Origin of the sequence: Kangiella sp. TOML190, from assembly GCF_023706045.1 — a bacterium.
Classification (GTDB): domain Bacteria; phylum Pseudomonadota; class Gammaproteobacteria; order Enterobacterales; family Kangiellaceae; genus Kangiella.
In genome coordinates, this window is the sequence record NZ_BQYL01000001.1 from 876,247 (window position 1) to 891,682 (window position 15,436).

The 15,436-nt window shown below is 42.1% G+C and carries 17 protein-coding genes; 9 read left to right on the forward strand and 8 right to left on the reverse strand.

Features of this window, described 5'->3' with window-relative positions:
- Nucleotides 1–55: 55 nt before the first annotated feature.
- From NFS34_RS04235 to NFS34_RS04245, 3 genes are read right to left on the reverse strand one after another with little or no spacing between them, the layout of a single operon-like run.
- Nucleotides 56–664 (reverse strand): TetR/AcrR family transcriptional regulator, encoded by a 609-nt coding sequence (locus tag NFS34_RS04235; RefSeq protein WP_251358644.1) that lies wholly within the window; start codon nt 662–664, stop codon nt 56–58.
- Nucleotides 664–1,452 (reverse strand): outer membrane lipoprotein-sorting protein, encoded by a 789-nt coding sequence (locus tag NFS34_RS04240; RefSeq protein ID WP_251358645.1) that lies wholly within the window; start codon nt 1,450–1,452, stop codon nt 664–666. Before NFS34_RS04240 ends, NFS34_RS04235 begins: the two co-directional genes overlap by 1 nt.
- Nucleotides 1,449–3,992, reverse strand: coding sequence for an RND family transporter (locus NFS34_RS04245; RefSeq protein WP_251358646.1), 2,544 nt, complete (start codon nt 3,990–3,992; stop codon nt 1,449–1,451). The genes NFS34_RS04240 and NFS34_RS04245 overlap by 4 nt, the downstream gene beginning before the upstream one ends.
- A 260-nt stretch (nt 3,993–4,252) precedes the next feature.
- Between NFS34_RS04245 and NFS34_RS04250 the strand changes: the two genes are divergently transcribed.
- Together NFS34_RS04250 and NFS34_RS04255 are read left to right on the forward strand one after the other, a co-directional pair.
- Entirely contained in the window at nt 4,253–4,795 is a 543-nt protein-coding gene (locus tag NFS34_RS04250) for an NADPH-dependent FMN reductase (RefSeq protein WP_251358647.1), read from the forward strand.
- 5 nt (nt 4,796–4,800) lie between these two features.
- Entirely contained in the window at nt 4,801–4,965 is a 165-nt protein-coding gene (locus NFS34_RS04255; RefSeq protein ID WP_251358648.1) for a DUF1415 family protein, read from the forward strand.
- Between the two features lie 64 nt (nt 4,966–5,029).
- Here NFS34_RS04255 and NFS34_RS04260 read toward each other — a convergent pair whose 3' ends face one another.
- Together NFS34_RS04260 and NFS34_RS04265 are read right to left on the reverse strand one after the other, a co-directional pair.
- A complete protein-coding gene (locus NFS34_RS04260; protein WP_251358649.1) occupies nt 5,030–6,298 on the reverse strand; it encodes a serine hydrolase in 1,269 nt (422 codons plus the stop codon).
- Nucleotides 6,299–6,312: 14 nt separating this feature from the next.
- Nucleotides 6,313–7,263, reverse strand: a complete 951-nt coding sequence (locus NFS34_RS04265) for a GlxA family transcriptional regulator (RefSeq protein WP_251358650.1) — start codon at nt 7,261–7,263, stop codon at nt 6,313–6,315.
- An 85-nt stretch (nt 7,264–7,348) separates the two neighbouring features.
- Between NFS34_RS04265 and NFS34_RS04270 the strand changes: the two genes are divergently transcribed.
- Entirely contained in the window at nt 7,349–7,897 is a 549-nt protein-coding gene (locus tag NFS34_RS04270; protein WP_251358651.1) for a DUF1415 domain-containing protein, read from the forward strand.
- On the opposite strand, the gene NFS34_RS04275 is transcribed toward NFS34_RS04270, so the two are convergent.
- Nucleotides 7,891–8,541, reverse strand: a complete 651-nt coding sequence (locus NFS34_RS04275) for an RDD family protein (protein WP_251358652.1) — start codon at nt 8,539–8,541, stop codon at nt 7,891–7,893. The genes NFS34_RS04270 and NFS34_RS04275 overlap by 7 nt on opposite strands.
- A 40-nt stretch (nt 8,542–8,581) precedes the next feature.
- On the reverse strand, nt 8,582–9,172 hold the full coding sequence (locus NFS34_RS04280) for a uracil-DNA glycosylase family protein (RefSeq protein ID WP_251358653.1): 591 nt from the start codon (nt 9,170–9,172) through the stop codon (nt 8,582–8,584).
- Nucleotides 9,173–9,363: 191 nt separating this feature from the next.
- On the opposite strand from NFS34_RS04280, the gene NFS34_RS04285 reads away from it, so the two are divergent.
- From NFS34_RS04285 to NFS34_RS04300, 4 genes are all read left to right on the forward strand, one after another.
- Entirely contained in the window at nt 9,364–11,076 is a 1,713-nt protein-coding gene (locus NFS34_RS04285; RefSeq protein WP_251358654.1) for a murein L,D-transpeptidase, read from the forward strand.
- A 94-nt stretch (nt 11,077–11,170) separates the two neighbouring features.
- Nucleotides 11,171–12,169, forward strand: coding sequence for a D-Ala-D-Ala carboxypeptidase family metallohydrolase (locus NFS34_RS04290; RefSeq protein ID WP_251358655.1), 999 nt, complete (start codon nt 11,171–11,173; stop codon nt 12,167–12,169).
- A 113-nt stretch (nt 12,170–12,282) separates the two neighbouring features.
- Complete coding sequence (locus NFS34_RS04295) at nt 12,283–12,501, forward strand: helix-turn-helix transcriptional regulator (protein ID WP_251358656.1); 219 nt, start codon at nt 12,283–12,285, stop codon at nt 12,499–12,501.
- Nucleotides 12,502–12,525: 24 nt separating this feature from the next.
- Nucleotides 12,526–13,137, forward strand: coding sequence for a hypothetical protein (locus NFS34_RS04300; protein ID WP_251358657.1), 612 nt, complete (start codon nt 12,526–12,528; stop codon nt 13,135–13,137).
- A gap of 8 nt (nt 13,138–13,145) precedes the next feature.
- Here the strand turns inward: NFS34_RS04300 and NFS34_RS04305 are convergent, their stop codons facing one another.
- Nucleotides 13,146–14,003, reverse strand: coding sequence for an RluA family pseudouridine synthase (locus NFS34_RS04305; RefSeq protein WP_251358658.1), 858 nt, complete (start codon nt 14,001–14,003; stop codon nt 13,146–13,148).
- Between the two features lie 29 nt (nt 14,004–14,032).
- Between NFS34_RS04305 and NFS34_RS04310 the strand changes: the two genes are divergently transcribed.
- The gene (locus tag NFS34_RS04310; RefSeq protein WP_251358659.1) at nt 14,033–14,848 is read left to right on the forward strand and encodes a class I SAM-dependent methyltransferase; all 816 of its coding nucleotides are present in this window, start codon (nt 14,033–14,035) and stop codon (nt 14,846–14,848) included.
- Nucleotides 14,838–15,434 (forward strand): hypothetical protein, encoded by a 597-nt coding sequence (locus NFS34_RS04315; RefSeq protein WP_251358660.1) that lies wholly within the window; start codon nt 14,838–14,840, stop codon nt 15,432–15,434. The genes NFS34_RS04310 and NFS34_RS04315 overlap by 11 nt, the downstream gene beginning before the upstream one ends.
- Nucleotides 15,435–15,436 lie beyond the last annotated feature (2 nt).

Genomic DNA, 15,436 nt, shown 5'->3' on the forward strand with positions numbered 1-15,436 from the left:
AAGTGAAGGTTTGTGGCTTAAAAGCACAACCCAAGATGTACACAACAGGGAGTAATCAGGCGCTTAAACTTTTAATGTAATCTTTTAAACACTCCCCTGCTTGATCAAAAACTTCATCGTTCATATAGCATTTACACTGACCAATGATCCCTTCCATAGTAGCGATTAAAAAACGCGCCACATTATCAGGCTCTACATCCTGACGAATATATCCTTGGGCAATACCTTTGGCGAATGCTTCGCTCAAGGCTTGATGCCACAACTGCCAAATTTCAGTAATTTTTAGGCGGAAGGATTCATCCAGTGGTGACATTTCTTGCGTTAAGTTGTTTAAAGGACAGCCAGTATGCAAATTATTGGCGCTGAGCTCTTGCCGCGCTTCGGTTAAAAAATTGATCAAGTCATCCACCGGATTTTTAAACTGGTGCAAAGGCTTGATCCACCTATCAATAATCCAAGGTTTTAGTACCTCGTCAATCACTGCGTGGCCGAGTGTTTGCTTGCTACTAAAATGGTGATAAAAAGCACCCTTAGTGAGCCCAGTCATTTTTAGCACTTGATCCACTCGCAAGCCTTGATAGCCTTTGACTAGAATTTCCTCAAAGGCTACATCAAGAATACGCTGACGAGTAGCGTCAGGATTACGGATAGCTACAGCAGACATTACTTAGCTCGCTTAAGACTCGACTTGTTAAAGTCTTTGTCCGTTAGACCAACATTGAACTGATATTCGCCCCAGTCAATGGTAGTGCTTTTACCCGTCTGAACATTTTCCATGACCTGTTTATGGGCGCGCCAGAATTTATCCAGATACAATTTAAGATCGCTAAAGGTCATGACCTTTAACAGCTTGCCCTGCTTATCAAAATATTCAATTTTGCGTACTCGGTAATGATCTTGATCGATCCAAGAAATTGATTTGCTATAACCCGAGTTTTTATATTGCGGGTAAAGTTCAGTGACGAATACCTTATCGCCTTCGATTTCATCTTCGCGCAAAAATTTGTAGCTGTATTTTTCTACTTCAAAGGAGGTTAAGTCTTCGTTAGCAAATTCACTGCCCATCCAAGGGCCAGATTTGTTGGAGGAAGAAATACGCTTTACGCGCTTCAAAGCTGGCAAATAGAGCCATTGATCGTCATTACCTTGAATGTGGGTAAAGGACAAAAAGGCGGTGCCTTTAACGTCGCGTGGCTCATCAAAAATACTTAAACCCTTATCGCCATCGTCTTGTACTTCCAAAGATTTCGAGCGCACTTTGCGAATCGTCTCGCGGCCTGCCTTGTTGCGCAAAGTCATGGTCATGCTCGCTTCGCTATCGCCCCAGCCGACGTTACGCGCCTTAGCTTCTTTGGCAATGGCCAGCCCTTTTTCTTCAGGCGTTTCGCTACTTACGCTATTAGTAGCAAGCAGTAGGCTTGAAAGGGTTAATAATATCACTGCGGGTTTCATGCGTTTTCTCCAAGAGGTTGTGTCTTTGCAACTTGCTTGCTCGGTTTAAAGAGCATCAGCAATGGTGGCAATAGTAAGAAATCAATAATTAAAGCGGCGGCTAAAGTAATGGCGGTCATAATGCCCATTTCAGCGTTCATCACATAATGCGACATGCCCAAGACCAAGAAGCCGAGCACCAATACAATGGTAGTCACGGTCAGCGCCATCCCAACCGTCTGGAAGGCGTAGCGTACGGCTTGCGTTTGATCCATGCCTTTTTCGCGTCGCGCGCGCAGGTATTTACTTAAAAAGTGGACCGTATCGTCGACCACAATACCCAAGGTCATGCCCATCACCACCGACAGCCCCATGCCAACTTGACCTTTAAAGATGCCCCAAATACCAAAAGCAACGGCCATAGGAATAATATTGGGGATCAAGCTTAATATTCCAAGTTTTACGGAACGTAGCGCCACGCCGAGGATAATCGAAATCAGCACCAACGCCAGCAAGGTGCCTTGGATCATGGAGTAAATATTGCGCTGCCCAACGTGTGAGAACATAATCGCGGGACTCGAGGCGGAAATTTCAAGTTGCGGCGCGTTTTGTTTGAACCAGTTAGCGAATTTATCTTCCAGTGCTATCACTTCGATGCTGGAAACATTTTTCAGCGATAACTGCATTCGAGTAGAAGATTTATCGCCATTAAGCTGATTATTCAGATCCATACCGCGTGGCAATGAAGTTTCATACATCAAAGTGTATTGAGCCGTAAGTTCGCGTACTCGAGTATCCAATTCAATATTTTCTTCATCTGGCTCAAGTAAAACTGCATTACAATTTTGCTGCAAGGATTGTTTTGGCAGGCTGTAACAATACGGCTTATCGCCATTCATACTTTTGTTCAGCCGCTTCATCACATCGCCATAAGACTGGACGTGTAACACTTCCGGCTGCTGCTTAGCAAAAGCGGCAAAATTTTCAATGATATCTAAGAAGCTTGATTCGTGAATGCCATCTTGCTGGCCAGTTTTAATGCTGTACAGCATCACATAAAGCCCTGTCAGATTGTCCGCGGTATAGTCAGAGTCGACCCGAAAATCGATGGTTTCATCAAAGTATTTAACGAACTCATCGTTCAGCTCGTTATTGGGTAGAAAAGCGATAATGGCGATACTCAAGATTGTCATTACGGGCAATAAAGCTTTACGCTTAGTGATCACAAAATCAGCCAGCTTATTCATGGCCTGACTTTCGCCTTTTTCCTTAGCCGCAGTTTTTACTGGCAAAATCATCATCAAGGCTGGTAAGAAAGTTACCGATAAGAAGAATGCCCAGCCTACCCCGATGGCGACCGTATTGCCCAGATCTCGCAGCGGCGGCACTTCACTAAAGTTCATGGTCATAAAGCCGATGATGGTGGTGATGCTGGTGAGGAAGATCGGCATCATATTAATCCGAATCGCTTCAACCATGGCATCATCTTTGGCCATACCGCGCCGCTTATTCTGTAAAAAGGTGACCAGTAAATGTACCGAATCGGCCACCGCCATAGTTGCCACAATAGTCGGTACCGAGAAAATCGGTCCGGTTAGATAAATCCCTACCCAACCCGCGCCGCCCATCGCTGCCACGATTGAAAAAACAATCACCAGCACGCTGCTAAAAGTACCGCTAATGCTGCGTAACATAAAAAATAAGGCTAGCGGGATCACCAAAAACAGCATTAATGGCGTTAGGGTCAGCATGTCATTCATGCCGGTTTCAGAGAAGGCGTTGTTCATCATGATAACGCCAGTCATGCGTACTTCGATATTGGGATCGCGCTCCATGATGCGCTGCTTTAAATCACGTGCGAAAACGGTAATTTCAGGAACGGCGGACATAACTTTACGTTGCATTTCCGCTTTAGCTTCGCCTTCTAAGCCTTCCACGTCCGGATCCGAGGGCGGCTGAACCGTGACGTTAATGGCGGTCACGGTTTTTTCTGGATTGATCATGCGGTTGATAATCTGTGGCTCATTGAGCAGAATTTGCGATAATTCTTCGAGCTGCTGTTCGGAAAGCGCATCGATCATTTCCGGCGTGACACCTTCATGTTCACACTCGCTGTCCATATCGACCGTTTTGTCAGGAATACACAGTAGCGCCCCGACCAACATATAGTCTTCGTCTTGGGGCGTGACCCAGGTATGTTGGTAGTTGGTGATGGAATCGACGCGAGTCACATAAGGGGTTTTCCAACCCTCTTCGGTGGCCCATTGAATGGTTTTTAAGGTCTGCTTGCTAAACACCTTGCCGTCTTTCGGGGTTAAGACAAACATAACGTTATCGGCTTTATCGTAAGTATCTTGAATGTCCTCAAACGCCAACATTTGCGGATTATCTTCAGAGAAGAACACTCGATAATCTGTCTTAATTTCTAATAACTTGCCGCCAAAAGCAGCTAAAAAGCTTAAAAGTAACGATAAAATTAAGACTAGCCACTTATTATTGACCACAAACCGCGCGAACCTAACGGTTCTGTTGGTTGCTTGATTGTTGTCCGCCTGTGCCATGGGAGCTCTCTTTTATAAACTGTTATTTGCTGTTGTTAATAATCTTCTGCCAATATAAAGATTAAATAACAAACCAACTAGTCTGTCAATTGTCGCTTTAGCAGAATGTGAGCTAGTTTCAGAGGCTCCAAGTTGGAGAGGAAGTGGTGAGGTTCGAAAAATGGCCGCACTCGATAAGCTAGGAAGTGTTGCTAAGCTTTTCTATGCTTGCGTTTTTAGTTAGGCTAATAGCATACAATGTGTCAAAAAATCTTAAACTTATGAAAATCTTAGCTTTTTCCGGTAGCAATAGCGCCAGCTCTATCAATCAACAACTGATCCAGTACGTCAGTTCACAAATCCATAACCATTCGGTCACAGTGGCTAGCTTGCGCGATTATGAATTGCCCTTGTTTGGCGTGGATTTAGAAAAAGACATAACTCAGCCTAAAAATTCGCTCGCTTTTCGTACGTTAATGGACGAGCATGATGCTTTTATTATCAGCTGCCCTGAACATAACGGCAGTATGCCGACGGTGTTTAAAAACTTTATAGATTGGCAGTCGCGAAACCCCTTACAACAAGAAAACTTTAAGTTGTTTTGCAATAAACCGCTATTACTGTTAGCTACTTCGCCTGGTGCTCGCGGTGGCTTAACTAACCTCGAAAATTTGCTCAAGCTTATGCCTTATTGGGGAGCCCAAGTGCGTGGTCATTTCAGCTTGCCAAGCTTTTTGGATAATTTTTCTGACGGAGAAGTGACTGGCCATTATCAAAAAGAATTACAACAATTGGTGTTGGAATTTACTCAAAGCTTGGATTAACTCTTATGGACTCCGTAATAACAGCGACTCAATACTGGCTAGAGCAGACAGTGATTGGTTTCAACTTTTGTGCTTTTGCTAAGCGTGAATTAGTAAGAAATAGTATTGATTATCAAGTCAGCGATACTGTGCTGGCCGAAGAAGCGCTTTATCAATTGGTGGATGATTAAGTGCAAATTCAGTGTGTAAGGCAGAGAAGTTTTCGATCTTATACAGTAGGTTGATAACGAGCACCTAATCAAGATTAAGCTGGTCGAGAAAAGCTTCAGCAATATCCATTGATATCTTAGCGAAGTCCCAAAAGTGTTCAACATTGCTATTAATATTAACGGCAACCGCCATACGGTATTTAGGTAAAACCATAAGCCAGCTTTGTGCACCTCGAGAAACCCCGCCGTGATTAGCATGCATAACTAACTCATGATGACCAATAGATGTATTGGCAATGCGCCAGCCTATGGCATAGTTTTGAGCATTAACTTTACCGTCAGCTAGTCTTTGTGGTTGCAAGAAAAGCTGCTGTGTATTAAGACTAATAAAGTCAGTGTCGATAAATGCCGAAGCCAATTTAACCAGATCTGAGGAGGTGGCAGCAAAACCACCGCCAGGTAGTCGATGACTCAAATCCACCGGCCGCCATTTGCGAACTAGGTTTGGTTGATGATTGCGATTATCACGCTTATAACTGGTAGCAATATTAGTACCATCGGTAGAGGTTGTTGGGGCGATGATAACGTCAGTAATATTTAATGGCTCAAAAACTAAATCATCAACAAGTTTGAAATAACTTTTTTGTTCGACGGATTCCATAACCGCTCCTAATAACACTGTCCCCAAGGTTGAATACGAGAATTGACTACCAGGTTGCGATAATAATTGAGCACTATCAAAAATTTCTAAAGCATCAATCATACTTTCATATGCTGTACTTAAAGTTATTGTTTTATAAAGGCCAAAAAGATCCGTATTTTCTTTGTAATGGGGCAGGCCAGAACTGTGAGAAGCTAGCATGCGTGGGGTAATGTATTGCCAAGCAGGGTTAGGTAAAGGTTTAATGTAGTGATCAACAGTATGATCCAAGTTGATCTTTCCAGCATCCACTAAACGAGCTAATGCGATTGAATTTATGGCTTTAGAAGTACTGCCAATACGAAATCGACTATTTATAGTGATTGGCTTTTTTCCAGTAATGTCTTGCCAACCAGTAGCAGCAGCCCAAACAAGTTTGTTATCGATAGCAACGGCTACTGAAATAGCTGGACTATGAATAGTATTCTTATGATTGTCGATTAAATGAAGGGATTTTTGGGCGGCTTTTGTAAATCTAGTACCATACAGTTTTTCACTTAAAGGGTTCTTTTCTGGGAGCTGATGCCATCCCCAAAAAGGTAATGGCAATTTATCCTTATGAGCATAAAAGCTATAAATAGGCTGTAAAAACCAGACTACCATGATGATAATAAGACTGAAAACTATGGTCTTCTTATATCTCAAAATATACATGTAATATTTCCTAATCAAAATTGTTGTTGGTATAAACTTGGATTAATCGAAAATTTTCGTTCAAAAGCACGGCGAAAACTATCTGCAGAATTAAAACCAACCTTTAGGGCAATTTGTTCGACCGTGAACTGTTTATTGCTAAGAAGAATACGAGCTTGATCCAAGCGTATGGATTCTAAATACTTAGCAGGGGTTGTTTTAAAAGTAGATTTAAAGACGCGATTAAACTGCCTAAGACTTAAACCAAAGTGTTCAGCTAGGTTTGCTACATTAATAGGTTCGCTTATATTCTTTAAAAGCCAATTAGGTAAATTTGCTAGACGCCCTTTCGCATTGACTTGATGTTTTAATGGGTCGGAGAATTGACTTTGATCACCAGGACGTTTCATATAAACGACTAGCTGTCTAGCAACTGAGTTTGCGATGGATGATCCTAAATCTCGTTCAATTAAAGCAAGTGATAAATCAATTCCTGCGGTAACTCCGGCGGATGACCAAACTTTGCCTTGCTGTAGATACAAGGCTTTACAGTTGAGTGTTACATCAGGGTATTCTTTGCTAAAATCATTTTCATGATCCCAATGGGTGGTAACGCTAAATCGTGTTGGAAGATTAAGAGCTGCTAATAAAAAAGCGCCAGTACAAATGCTAACAAGTCGCTCAGTATCTGTAGCAAGCCTTTCAAGTTGCGCTAGATCTCTAGTTGAAAGCCTATCTTTTCTAGCGCCACTACCGCCACAGAATACTAAAGTATCGAGATTAGAAATTTGATAGATACTCTTGTCTACTTGCAATTGAATGCCAGATTCCGAAGTAACTTTACCGCTTTTTATGCTGCAAAGAGTAAGGCGATATTGCGGCCCCGCGATTTGGTTGGCGGCAGCAAAGGATTCTAAAGGGCCAAATAGATCTAAAGGTTGAAATTCGTTAACAATGAAAAAAGCAATATGGTGTAGCTTACTCATGGGTTACAATTTGGTGTAATATTGATTATATATTAGCAATATTTACCGGCGACATAAATGACGCAAAACCTACAAATCGAGCCATATGAAACAAGAAGCTAAAGCCATACAAGCCACCAAATATTGGTTATTAAAAACCGTTATTGGTTTTAACTTTTGCCCTTTTGCTAAGCGTGAATTAATTCGTAATAGCATCGACTATCAGGTCAGTGATACTTTGCAGACCGAAGATGCACTTTACCAATTGATGGAGGTGTTTAAACGGCTTGATCATCATAAAACTATTGAAACCAGCTTGCTGATTTTCGAGCGAGGTTTTGCCAAGTTTGAAGACTATTTGGATCTACTGGATTACGCCAACCAACTGTTAGAACAGGAAGATTATACGGGCATTTATCAAATCGCCAGTTTTCATCCGAATTATATTTTTGATGGCGTGGATCAAGATGATGCCAGTAATTACACTAACCGCTCGCCCTACCCGATATTACATATTCTCCGCGAAGCCAGTTTAGAAAAAGCCCTGCAACATCTTGAAAATCCGGAAGAAATACCCGAACGAAATATTAGTTTAGCGCAAGAAAAAGGCACTAGGGTATTTGAAAAAGTTTTAGAGAAAGCATTTCATCAATGATTCGTTCTGACGACAACCGTGTTTGCAACAAAGTCGTGCAAGGCTCTATGTTTTTGATTGAATAACATAGTTACTATTTCAAGTAAGTACCAAATAATAATTGAAATGGCGACTATAAAAAGTATGGAATTGGAGGTTTGTTCACTGAGATTAAAAAGTATGCTGACATAAGCAAATAGCATCAGTGTTAAGGGTACTATGTCACGCATAATAGCGTGTTTGTAGCTAATATTGGCTTCATCTTCGAAAGTAACAATTTGAACTCCAGTAATCATTTTTCCCAGAGTTTGTCCTGAACACAAACTGTGCATTAAAATCGAGTAGACTACAAAAATAAAGTCATCGATTGCTTGAAAAAAGGTGTCAGAATAGTTTTCAGGCTTTAAAATGAACGAAAAGCAAATCCAAATTAGAACCGATAAAATTATACTATCGATAATAATTGCAAAAAACCTAGGCCAAAAAGTATTATATTTTAGTTCTTCGATGCTCGCTTTAGTTTCTGTTTCCGCACTTTCCCTTAGAGAGTAGTTTTTGATTTGTAAATCAATTTCCTTGGCTCGCTCAGGATAATTAGCTCGATCTATAGAATTTTTGGCTTGGTGAAGCTCTGCTAAAGAATACTTAGAATAATCAGGTTCCATTATCATTTAATTGTTATATTTAATTACCATTTCAGTATAACTATAAGATTCGGGATATGGAAGCTTGTAGGGTGGGCAAAACCTCACTTTCAAACCAAGGGTTATTTTTCAGCCAACGATTATTGCGCGGACTAGGGTGCGGTAGCGGCAATTGAGAAGGTAAATAATCTGCCCACTGCTGTACGATTTGAGTCAGGGTCATTTTCTTTTCAGGTTTTAAGTGCCAATCCATCGCATAGCGGCCAATGACCAAAGTGAGTTCTAGGTTTGGTAGCGTATCGAGTATGGGTTGGCGCCAAGTATCGGCACAGATTGCTGGCGGCGGTCGGTCACCATTTTTTCCTTGCGCTTTGCTGTATGTTCCAGGAAAACAGAAAGCCATCGGAATAATCGCGAATTTGGTCTCATCGTAAAAGGTTGCTTGATCGACTCCCAGCCAATTGCGCAAACGTTCTCCGCTGGGATCGTCAAAGGGGCGATTTTTATGGTGCGTAATGCGTCCCGGTGCTTGCCCCGCAATTAAAATTTTAGCGTCGGGGTGACACTGTAAAATTGGGTTTGGCCCCAGCGGTAGCTGCTGGCACAGTTGGCAAGCTCGTACCCGTTGCAAAAGTGTGTCGTGTTTCGGCATTTGCTTAGCCTAATGCTAGCGGCTTGCTGGCGCAAGCTTGGTATGGAATTGCAGACAACTTTATCGCTTTTGGTACTTGTTCACCCCATAAGCATTAAAAAAGTATTAGTATTATTAGCAGCTGTAGCAAGTTTGGGGCGATACTTTAGGCTGAGATAACAATATCTTAATAACGGAAAAGGTAATTTGATATGAAGCAGTTGGTTTACAAGGATGCAGGGAAGAATCTGGGGTTAAATAATAGGAGTGTGGTTAATATAGATTTGCGATACTTTCTCAAGCATGCGTTGATAGGTCTTATCATCACATCGGCAATCCTCGGTAGGGTGGTGCAAAGTGCCGAGCCCGCCGAGCAAGACGTGCAAATTTTCTTTGATGGAATGGATAATGATCAACATCCGAAACTGCTGTCTCGCTACCTAGCTTACCCTAAGTTACTACAGAAGTTTTATCAGCAAAGAGCCTATACAGTGGCTTGGTATCCACCTTTGCGGCAAGATAAAGCGCATCAAGCCTTGTTGGATTTTATTGCTGAGATTGAAAAGGATGGTTTATTTGCAGAAGACTACCATTACTCAACACTGCTTGAGCATTGCCAACAGCCGGTCAAAGCTGAGAATCTATTAGCCTGCGATATTCTATCAACCGATTCAGCGCTATTGCTGCAGCAGCATATTTTGGCTGGTAAGGTCGATCCTAATCGCTTTAAAAACTCGGAAGTGGCAAAGCAGCCATTGGATTTAGTGGATTTATTAGAGCAAGCTTTGGCGGCCCCTGATTTAGCAGCCTATATCGAGCAGCATAAGCCTTCGCATATTTATTACCAATTACTTAAAGAACAACTGGCGCGGTTACGATCGTTGCCAGATCCCAACTGGCAGCCCTTCGATGTAAGCGGCAGTAGCATCAAGCCTGGCGCAACGGATGCGCGAGTTTCGCAATTGGTTGAACGTTTGATTTACTGGGGCGATCTGGCTTCCGATTTTAGTTTCGATAGCACTAATCCGCTTTATAGCCCTGAAGTCGAAGTGGCAGTAAAGCGCTATCAAAAACGTCATGGCTTGGAAGTTGATGGGGTCGTGGGTAAGGCGAGTTTTGATGCGTTGAATGTCAGTAAAGCTGAGCGAATAGAGCAGATGTTGATCAATATGGAGCGGTGGCGCTGGTTGGCTGAAAAACTTGGTGAGCGCTTTGTCTTAGTCAATATCGCAGGCTTTGAAGTCTATGGCGTTGAAAATGATCAAGTCACCTTCCAAAAGCCGATCATTACGGGTAAAAATCACCATCAAACCCCAGTATTTAGCGATGAAATTGAGTATGTGGTTATCAACCCGACTTGGACGGTGCCTTACAGTATCGCCGTTAATGAGACGCTGCCGCGTTTGAAAAAAGATCCTAGCTATTTGCAGCAAAAGAATTTTGGGGTTTACCGCAATTATTCTGAAAGGGTTAATACTAGCAATATCGATTGGAGCCAATATTCGCGCGGTAATTTCCCCTTTCAGTTCGTACAGGCTCCGGGTAAAAACAATGCTCTAGGGCAAGTGAAATTTATTTTCCCCAATTCGCACAGCATCTATCTTCACGACACTCCGTCTAAACAGTTGTTTAGTCGTACCAGCCGCGCTTTTAGCCACGGTTGTATTCGAGTGTTTGAACCCTTTGATTTAGCAGAATGGCTGTTAGCGCCACAAGGCGTCACGCGCCAAGAGATTGAAAATAAATTGAACCAAAAGACCACAAAAACCGTCTATCTCAAGCAGAAATTGCCGGTACATCTGACCTATTGGACTGCTTTTATTGATGAAGAGCGACAACTCAATTTTCGCCCAGATATTTATAAACGCGATCCGCAGGTCAGCAAAGCTCTGCACACCAGTGTGCAACAAACCTTGGCGCGCTAAGTCAGTTACAAATTAGCTTGGCGAGCATGGTTTCTCGCCAACCAGTATTTAGTCGCTTGTAAATAGTGACTGCTAACTATTTAGGTTATCCATCATGAATAAATTCAGCTATGGGTTAGTAGCCATCTTGTTACTAACGGTAACCAGTTCCCTATCCGCACAGACAAAAGCCAGCGCTAATAAAAAGTCGACCTTCGATAAAAGCTTAGCGCCTTTTATGTTAAAAGTGGATCAACACTCGATCCCTTATAAGCGCTTTATGCACAGTGCGCTGCCGGGGCAAGTTCTTGAGTTTGAAAAGTTAGCACAAGCTCAGATCGAGCTGTATGTCGAATCTAATGACTATTCGGAAAAAGGCAAGGACGAAACGACTGGCGAAAAGTTGCAATGGAATAACAATAAAGCCCAATGGCAGCTGCCTAATAATGCAGGGAATTATCGACTGGTTGCTAGGGGTCAAAAAGGACAATCGATAGAACTCACGGTGTTTGTATTAGAGCCTGCGGCTAATATACGAAAAGGCAAGCTCAATGGGTACGCTATAGGTGCCTATCCCAAAGCTTTACGCGGCCTTGCCAGTTATCAAGCGCCGCAAGGCTTTATCAAAGTTACCCCAGAGAATAAAGAGCTTTACCTTAGTCCGCATTTTCAACTCAAGCAGTTTTTATGCAAACAAAAAAGTGGCTACCCTAAATACCTTGTGGTCAAGAAAGAACTGGTTTGGGCTTTAGAAAATTTGTTGGCAGAGGTTAATGGCAAAGGTTTAGCCGCCAATAGATTGGTGGTGATGAGTGGCTATCGTACCCCAAGCTATAACAAAGTGATTGGCAGTGCTAAGCATAGTCGCCACTTGTATGGCGATGCGGCAGATGTCTATTTGGATGTAAGCCCCGTTGATGGGGTGATGGATGACATTAATGCTGACGGTAAAGTGAATAAAAAAGATGCTCAACAACTCTATCGCTGGGCAGAGGAGCTTGGCGAAAAGCTTATTCATGACAAGATGGTTGGCGGTTTAGGGGCATACAAAGCCAATGCCTACCATGGTCCTTTTTTACACCTCGATCTAAGAGGCTACAAGGCGCGCTGGTAGCATGCTGCTGGTTATTTTCGAACGCTCTCTCTTTTATTTTAAACAACATTTATTTTACGCTTAACATAAAATAAATGTTGAAAAGCATAAATGTCAATCGTATTGTAAAAAGCATGAATATTCGTATTAACTTAGACATCGAGATGGCAAAAAATAAAATGCCGCTCAAAGAATTGTCAGAAAAGATAGGCATATCTATGACTAACTTATCGTTACTCAAAAACGGCAAAGTTAAGGCGATTCGCTTTTCTACCTTGGAAGCGATTTGCCGCGAATTGAATTGTCAGCCGGGTGATATCCTTGAGTATGTTCTAAGTGATGATGCGAAGTAAAGATGAAGAGTTGGAGATAATTTGATGAAAAGTGAATATTTAATTCCGGGCTTGTTGGCAATTGCCTTAGCCGTAATATTTCCTATCTATTTGATCTATGAGGCCTTAAGCATCGTTTGGGGTGACTGGAACCAGATTGCAAACAGTATGATCCAATTTGGAGCTTCTGATCTAGCCTTTCTGTTGATCGGCGTCCTTTCTATTATTGTATACCTCGGTTTCAAAAAGATTTTAAATGATCAATTAAACTTTAAAGCATTAGATGTACCACTATTGATTATAATTGCCATCTCGGCTGTTTTCTATTTAGGTTTTTTCCTTTTTGCGGTGGTTTTTAGCGTAGGAACTTATGATTTATTCAGCGATGGAAGTTGGTTAGCCACCTTTATAGTGGGCTTTACTTTCGTATGTTTTATCCTCTTTGGTATTCTTGATATTTTAATAGGTGCGATTATTTTACGCCATCACAAAAAGCTGCCAAGTCTGTTAATGGTTTCGGCGGTAGTATCGATAATACAAGGTGTTTTTGAAATCAGTTTAATATTTGCTGAAGCGACGCTAATCACTTTCCCGATGTATTTAATAGTGCTGGCAGTGTATTTCCTACGTCCGCCAGAAACCATAGAAGTGGTTTAGGCAAGTTTTCAATTCTGGCTTAGGTATTGGCGTGGGACCCCAGTAAAGGGGCATGCAAATTTCAGCTCAAAGGCAGTTAATTGCAGGTCACTATCAGTATTTTTTGCTTCGCCGTACAACCTATCGCCAATAATCGGAAAGCCAATGGATGATAAGTGTTTACGGATCTGATGTTTGCGTCCAGTTTCAATTTTAATTTCTAGCAACGACTGATTAGCCGTCGCATCAAATTCCAATAAAGCGGCATGGCTGATGGCCGTTTTGCCGTCAATCGGGCTCTCGATGGTTTGGTCGTGCGTGAAATGCCCTACCACGGCAGCGCGGTAAATTTTTTCCACTTTACGATTAGCAAATAATTCGCTTAAAGCTTGTGCGGCTTTTTTGTTATGGGCGATGAGAATAAGACCATTGGCAGCGCGATCCAAGCGGTGTACCACAAAACTTTGTCGAGGCTTTTGCTGCTGAGAAAAGTACTGCTCCACCAAGCGGCCAATCGAGCAATGATCGCCCCATTTAGAGCCATGTGACCAAACCCCATAAGGCTTGTGCCATACCGAATAGTCACCCTCATCGGCAATTAATCTCGGCGAATCGACCTGTTGCGCCAATACTTGCGGGTTATAATAGAGCGATAATTGATTGCCTGCTTTGAGCTTGGCATGTTTGCGTCGCAGCGGTTTGGCATTTTGACTCTTCGCTGACGGAGAAAGCCACACCGCCCCTTTGCTCATAGCATCTTTAAGCTTTTGTTTGGATAGGCCACTGGCCTGCGCCAAAATATCCAATGCATTGATATTTTGTGCGATCATTTGCTCGCTAATATCAATCTGCAGCTCAATAATGTTATTCTTAGGATCTGGTGCCATAAATAATAATTAACGCCTAGGATTTGTTTTTGTATTCATTTTTAGATCGGTCTTTTGCTTTTCACCAACAAGATGACAGCTCTCATAAGAGTATAGCCCCGCAATGGCTCGAATCCTTGCCATTGGTTACAGAAGCAGACGATTTAGCGAATTATCAAGGTTATTTCGCCTATCAGCAAGTGGCTGGCGAAGATGCCTTAAGTTTCTTTGCGCAACTGGATAAGCAATGGGTGTCCATCAGTGTCGATTTGGTTGGCGGGCAGGTAGCCTACCGTCGACAACAAGGCGGCGGTCGTAAACAACATATCGCCAAAGCTTGTGGCTTAAAATCCAACAGGAATCCAACCGTGTTAGACGCCACCGGCGGTTTGGGCCGTGATGCCGCTGAGTTGCGAAATTTAGGTTGCGAACTGAGAGTAGTCGAGCGCTCGCCCTATGTCGCCAGTTTATTGCAAGACGCCATTAGTCGAGCGCAAGCGAACCCTGAAACGAACCAACTTTTTAGTCAAGGTTTTGAGCTCCATCATGGCCAAGCAATTGATTTAATTGAGCAATTATCGGCCGAGCAACAACCCGACATTATCTATCTCGACCCCATGTTTCCACCGCGCAACAAATCCGCCGCGGTAAAAAAAGAAATGCGCTTGGTCAAACGCTTAGTCGGCGAAGATCCCGATGCGGATAATCTATTACCCGTAGCATTGGCCAATGCCGCCAAACGGGTGGTAGTAAAACGCCCTAGTTACGCGCCTTATTTAAATCAACAAAAACCCAGCATGAGCATTGAAAGCAAAGGCAATCGGTTTGATGTTTATTTGATGACAAGGTTCTCAAATGGAAATTAATGCAAATGACCGTACATTAGGTCTCGTTAATATTTGGCAGGTTTTGAGAAAATTAAAGTGGGAACTGTCCTTGATAGATATTATTCCAGATTATACTCAGATCGAAAATATGGATAAGCAAGTAATAGCCACAAAAGACGCAATTTGTTATGCACAAATAAATGCTGCTAGCACCTGTATATCTCTAGTGGATTGGTTGTATCATGTTGTAAAAAATGATGAGAATAAAAAAGATCTGATATGCTCAAAATACCCTACTTTAAATGTTTCAAGCGATAAAGAATTGATGGTAAGTTTAAGAACACTCAATAAAGATATAAATTCTTGCCATCAAATATGTAATGCCAACAAGCACTCTCATTTGCGTAACTTAGACAAAGAATTTTATGTTAGAACGTTTGATATGATTATCTTAAACTCAAACAATGAAAACGAATCAATATCTACTCGTTCTATTATCGAAGATCAAAGTGAAAAAAATAATAGTATTGATGTCAAAGATATGCTGAAAAGAGTGTATTCTTGGTGGGAAATGCTATTAAATGACCTAAACATAGATGGTAAAGAAGTGTTTTTTGAAGATTAAAT

Bases quoted from the DNA above. Each gene is read 5' to 3' on its own strand.
- NFS34_RS04235 (WP_251358644.1), bottom strand. From the start codon at position 664: ATGTCTGCTGTAGCTATCCGTAATCCTGACGCTACTCGTCAGCGTATT.
- NFS34_RS04240 (WP_251358645.1), bottom strand. From the start codon at position 1,452: ATGAAACCCGCAGTGATATTATTAACCCTTTCAAGCCTACTGCTTGCT.
- NFS34_RS04245 (WP_251358646.1), bottom strand. From the start codon at position 3,992: ATGGCACAGGCGGACAACAATCAAGCAACCAACAGAACCGTTAGGTTC.
- NFS34_RS04250 (WP_251358647.1), top strand. From the start codon at position 4,253: ATGAAAATCTTAGCTTTTTCCGGTAGCAATAGCGCCAGCTCTATCAAT.
- NFS34_RS04255 (WP_251358648.1), top strand. From the start codon at position 4,801: ATGGACTCCGTAATAACAGCGACTCAATACTGGCTAGAGCAGACAGTG.
- NFS34_RS04260 (WP_251358649.1), bottom strand. From the start codon at position 6,298: ATGTATATTTTGAGATATAAGAAGACCATAGTTTTCAGTCTTATTATC.
- NFS34_RS04265 (WP_251358650.1), bottom strand. From the start codon at position 7,263: ATGAGTAAGCTACACCATATTGCTTTTTTCATTGTTAACGAATTTCAA.
- NFS34_RS04270 (WP_251358651.1), top strand. From the start codon at position 7,349: ATGAAACAAGAAGCTAAAGCCATACAAGCCACCAAATATTGGTTATTA.
- NFS34_RS04275 (WP_251358652.1), bottom strand. From the start codon at position 8,541: ATGGAACCTGATTATTCTAAGTATTCTTTAGCAGAGCTTCACCAAGCC.
- NFS34_RS04280 (WP_251358653.1), bottom strand. From the start codon at position 9,172: ATGCCGAAACACGACACACTTTTGCAACGGGTACGAGCTTGCCAACTG.
- NFS34_RS04285 (WP_251358654.1), top strand. From the start codon at position 9,364: ATGAAGCAGTTGGTTTACAAGGATGCAGGGAAGAATCTGGGGTTAAAT.
- NFS34_RS04290 (WP_251358655.1), top strand. From the start codon at position 11,171: ATGAATAAATTCAGCTATGGGTTAGTAGCCATCTTGTTACTAACGGTA.
- NFS34_RS04295 (WP_251358656.1), top strand. From the start codon at position 12,283: ATGAATATTCGTATTAACTTAGACATCGAGATGGCAAAAAATAAAATG.
- NFS34_RS04300 (WP_251358657.1), top strand. From the start codon at position 12,526: ATGAAAAGTGAATATTTAATTCCGGGCTTGTTGGCAATTGCCTTAGCC.
- NFS34_RS04305 (WP_251358658.1), bottom strand. From the start codon at position 14,003: ATGGCACCAGATCCTAAGAATAACATTATTGAGCTGCAGATTGATATT.
- NFS34_RS04315 (WP_251358660.1), top strand. From the start codon at position 14,838: ATGGAAATTAATGCAAATGACCGTACATTAGGTCTCGTTAATATTTGG.